Source organism: Aquiflexum sp. (genome assembly GCF_041749095.1).
GTDB lineage: Bacteria > Bacteroidota > Bacteroidia > Cytophagales > Cyclobacteriaceae > Aquiflexum.
In genome coordinates, this window is sequence record NZ_JBGTCA010000594.1 from 1 (window position 1) to 3,937 (window position 3,937).

At 40.3% G+C, this 3,937-nt stretch carries 4 protein-coding genes; 3 read left to right on the forward strand and 1 reads right to left on the reverse strand.

The annotated features are described in order from the left end of the window. Positions 1–523 (forward strand): peptide-methionine (R)-S-oxide reductase MsrB (gene msrB / locus ACEW8O_RS26605; protein ID WP_373497665.1); only part of this gene is annotated, 523 nt, incomplete at its 5' end. 147 nt (positions 524–670) lie between these two features. After that, the gene (locus tag ACEW8O_RS26610) at positions 671–1,075 is read left to right on the forward strand and encodes a hypothetical protein (protein WP_373497666.1); all 405 of its coding nucleotides are present in this window, start codon (positions 671–673) and stop codon (positions 1,073–1,075) included. Between the two features lie 27 nt (positions 1,076–1,102). On the opposite strand, the gene ACEW8O_RS26615 is transcribed toward ACEW8O_RS26610, so the two are convergent. Further along, on the reverse strand, positions 1,103–1,525 hold the full coding sequence (locus tag ACEW8O_RS26615) for a Dabb family protein (RefSeq protein ID WP_373497667.1): 423 nt from the start codon (positions 1,523–1,525) through the stop codon (positions 1,103–1,105). A gap of 155 nt (positions 1,526–1,680) precedes the next feature. Here ACEW8O_RS26615 and ACEW8O_RS26620 point away from each other — a divergent pair. After that, on the forward strand, positions 1,681–3,937 hold a 2,257-nt coding region (locus tag ACEW8O_RS26620), incomplete at its 3' end, for a penicillin acylase family protein (protein ID WP_373497668.1).

Genomic DNA, 3,937 nt, shown 5'->3' on the forward strand with positions numbered 1-3,937 from the left:
GAACCCAACCGAATATTATGCATATAGAAAAGGTTCAGGAAGAGATGCCTTTATAGCCAAACATTGGCCTGTTAACCTTGAAGACCAATACAAAAAACCTTCTGATGCAGAAATTAAAAAAAGGCTGACGAAGCTACAGTATGAGGTTACAATGCATGAGGCCACAGAAAGGGCATTTTCTAATGAGTACAATGGAAATAAGGAAGATGGCATTTACGTCTGTATTATTTCCGGGGCACCTCTATTCAGTTCTTCTGACAAGTATGAATCTTATTCCGGCTGGCCAAGCTTCACAAAACCTATCGATGCCAGATTGATAGACAAACCCGTTGACAGTTCTATGGGGATGATGAGGGTAGAAGTAAGAAGTAAGCCCGGGGATTCCCATCTCGGTCATGTTTTTAACGATGGACCAAATCCAACCAATCTAAGGTATTGCATGAATTCCGCTGCGATGAAGTTTATACCCAAAAAAGACATGGAAAAAGAGGGGTATGGAAAATGGATTTGGCAAGTGGATTAAATAAAATCAATGGTTCAAGAAATTGTATTTTCCATCTATCTTTTAAAATATTGTTTTATTGCATTAAATATGTCAAATTGTGGATGACATTCTCAATTTCAATACTTTTATCTACTTACTTCTAGGTAAGTTTCAACGATTCAAAATATGAACAAATACGTCAAGATCAGCATTTTCGTCATTATTGTCATACTGGCAGGAGTAGTATATTGGCGGTATTTCTTTGTCTTTAGCACTGGAATCAAGGGAGGCACTCTCAATTATTTCGAGAAAAAAGGTTATGTATTCAAAACCTGGGAGGGAAGAGTCGTGCAGGATGGCTTCCAAAGCCCTACTGCAGGTGCCCTTCAGAGCAATGAATTCAGATTCAGTGCAAAAGGAGATGAGGTAGCAGTTCAATTGGAAAGGGCCGGCGGAAAATTTGTGGAACTCCGCTATAAAGAATATCTCAACCCTCTGCCATGGAGAGGTGCCAGTGAATATGTGGTGTTTGAGGTGATTGATGTAGCGGAATCCGGAGGCAGGTCAAACAGTCAACTACCTATGAAATAAAAAAAATTAGGGATTGAATTTTAATCCCTAATTCTTTGCCCAATAATCTACCACTAAGACTTTGTCCAAATGAGATCCGAGTAATGAACCGAATGCTTTATGGTCTGGATGGGGTAAATAAACTGCACGATCTTCTTCGGACGCAAAAGTCAGAAAAAAGCAGTGTGTGAATCCCTGATCCAAACCTTCCGGGCTATTGTTGGTGCCCCACTCGATTGATTGTATTTCCTTGATTTTTGAAGGTAAAGCCAAAAATGCATTCTCCACTTTTTTGATATCTTCTTCACTGGCCTCATCCTTGAATTTGAACAAGACCACATGTCTTAATGCTTTATCCATTTTGGTGATTTTCATTTCTGTTTCTTTTTCTATAATTTTTTCTTCTTGTTGGGGACCCTGACATGCCCCTAAGCAAAAGGCCGCTAAAATAAGGAAAGATAGTTTTTTCATTGTTTTTTGGTTTTGGTTTGAAAAAGCAATTTCAAAAAATATATCCATCTGTTTTTACCGTTTGTCCAAAACTTGTTGAAGGGTTCGGTTTTTTTTCGAAATTATTGGTTTGAATTAAAAAAGTACCTAAACATCATTTTCCGATTTTAAAAATAATGATTCTTTCTCACCCATTTCAAAATCTTCATAAAGAACCAAAATTCCCCATATCCATTTTCTTATTCATTGTCTTCCTTTCATCCATTGGGTGTGACTCCAGGTCCCATAATCCGGTAATAGATGGCCTTCAGGAAGAAGTGGAAGTCATTCGTGACGAGAACGGTATTAATCACATCTACGCCAACAATGAGCATGACCTTTTTTTCAGTCAGGGATATCTGGCAGCCAAAGACCGATTGTTCCAATTTGAAATCTGGAGAAGACGGGCAACAGGAACCTTGGCAGAAATACTAGGAGAAAGAGAACTTGAAAGGGATAAAGGTGTCCGATTATTCAAATTCAGGGGTGATAAAGCAACCGAACTCAATCATTACCATACTCGTGGGGAAAGTATAGTGGATGCTTTCGTTGATGGCATCAATACCTATATCAAGGAAGTTCTTGACAATCCCGAATTACTGCCCGTTGAATTCAAGCTTCTTGATATTCTTCCTGGCTATTGGACATGGGAAGTAGTGATTTCAAGACATCAGGGTCTTTTGGAAAATGTCAAAGATGAATTGTCCTATAGCCGTGTGGTTAGCCTTATCGGTGCTGAAAAGGCCAATGAAATCTACTATTTCCATCCTCAAACCCCCATTTTGGATATCCCCTCCTCCATTCCAAAAGAATTGTTGTTCAAGGATATCTTAGCCCCTTACAATGCTTTTCGAAAAGGGGTTGTTTTCCTTCCTGAGGATATTCATGAAAACAATAGGAACGAATCACTTACATTTTTATCTGAGTTGAAAGAATTTGAAACAGATATTGAGGAAACCTTGGAGCATGAAAAATTTTCCATCGGCAGCAATAATTGGGTGGTCAGGGGAAAGCTTACAGAAAGCGGGTATCCCATCATGGCAAACGATCCTCATAGATTACATGCTGTTCCCTCACTGCGGTATTGGGTGCACCTTCATGCACCGGGGTGGGATGTGGTCGGAGGAGGTGAACCTGTAATTCCTGGAATTTCGATTGGCCATAACCAATTCGGTGCATGGGGATTGACTATTTTTGAGACTGATAATGAAGATATGAAGATTTATGATATCCATCCGGAAAACCCTTTTCAATATTATCACAAAGGACAATGGCTGGACATGAAAACTATAGATGATACTATAAAAGTGAAAAACCGTCCTGATCAACATGTAACTCATTACTACACCGTACATGGTCCTGTTACATTTATTGATAGCACACTTCACAAAGCAGTGGCAGTGCAATGTGCCTGGCTTGAACCTGGAGGTGCACCATACCTCGCAAGCCTGAGAATGGACCAATCCAAAACATGGGAAGAGTTCAAAGATGCCTGTACCTACAATCATATTCCCGCAGAAAACATGGTTTGGGCAGATAAGGAAGGAAATATCGGATGGCAAGCTACTGGAATTGCTCCGATTAGAAATGGGTTCTCGGGATTGGTGGCAACCTTGGGAGATGGCAGTATGGAATGGGATGGATATCTTCCTATTGAACTAAGACCAAATGACCTTAATCCTGAAGAAGGCTTTATTGCAACTTCCAATGAAAATGTAACGCCTAAAGATTATAAAGAAACCAATGCTTTGGGCTACGAATGGGCGGATGCATTTAGGGGAGACAGGGTCAGGGAAGTGCTGGGGCTAGGAAAAGATTTCACTTTGGATCAAATGGGTGCTTTGCAAAATGACTATCTGGCACTACCTGCTAGAAATTTGGTTCCTTATCTCACAAATATTGACTTCGGGTCAAGAACTGCCAATTCAGCCCAAGCTTTACTGAAAGACTGGGATTATAAATTGGACAAAAATTCGGTGGCGGCGGGAATCTATGTCATGTGGGAAAGGAAGATAAGGTCTGAGATTAAAAACGTGGTTGTTCCCAAAGAGGCTCTGCCTTGGGTAGGATCTATCCAATTGACCAAGGTTTTATCCTGGATGGAAGATCCTTCCAAAATATTCAAGAATAATCCAATCCAAGAAAGGAATGAGTTTCTAAAGCATTGTTTTGAATTGGCTCTGACTGAACTTGAAAATAAACTCGGCCCCGATCAATCCAAATGGCAATATGGTCAATCAGATTACAAACATTCATTGATAAGACATCCACTAAGTCTGGCCCTATCAGCAGAATGGAGAAATAAACTGGATATTGGGCCTGTACCCCGTGGCGGGTATAGCTTTACCCCTTCTGCCAATTCGTATGGTGACAATACTACTGCAGGAGCTTCTT

Bases quoted from the DNA above. Each gene is read 5' to 3' on its own strand.
- ACEW8O_RS26610 (WP_373497666.1), top strand. From the start codon at position 671: ATGAACAAATACGTCAAGATCAGCATTTTCGTCATTATTGTCATACTG.
- ACEW8O_RS26615 (WP_373497667.1), bottom strand. From the start codon at position 1,525: ATGAAAAAACTATCTTTCCTTATTTTAGCGGCCTTTTGCTTAGGGGCA.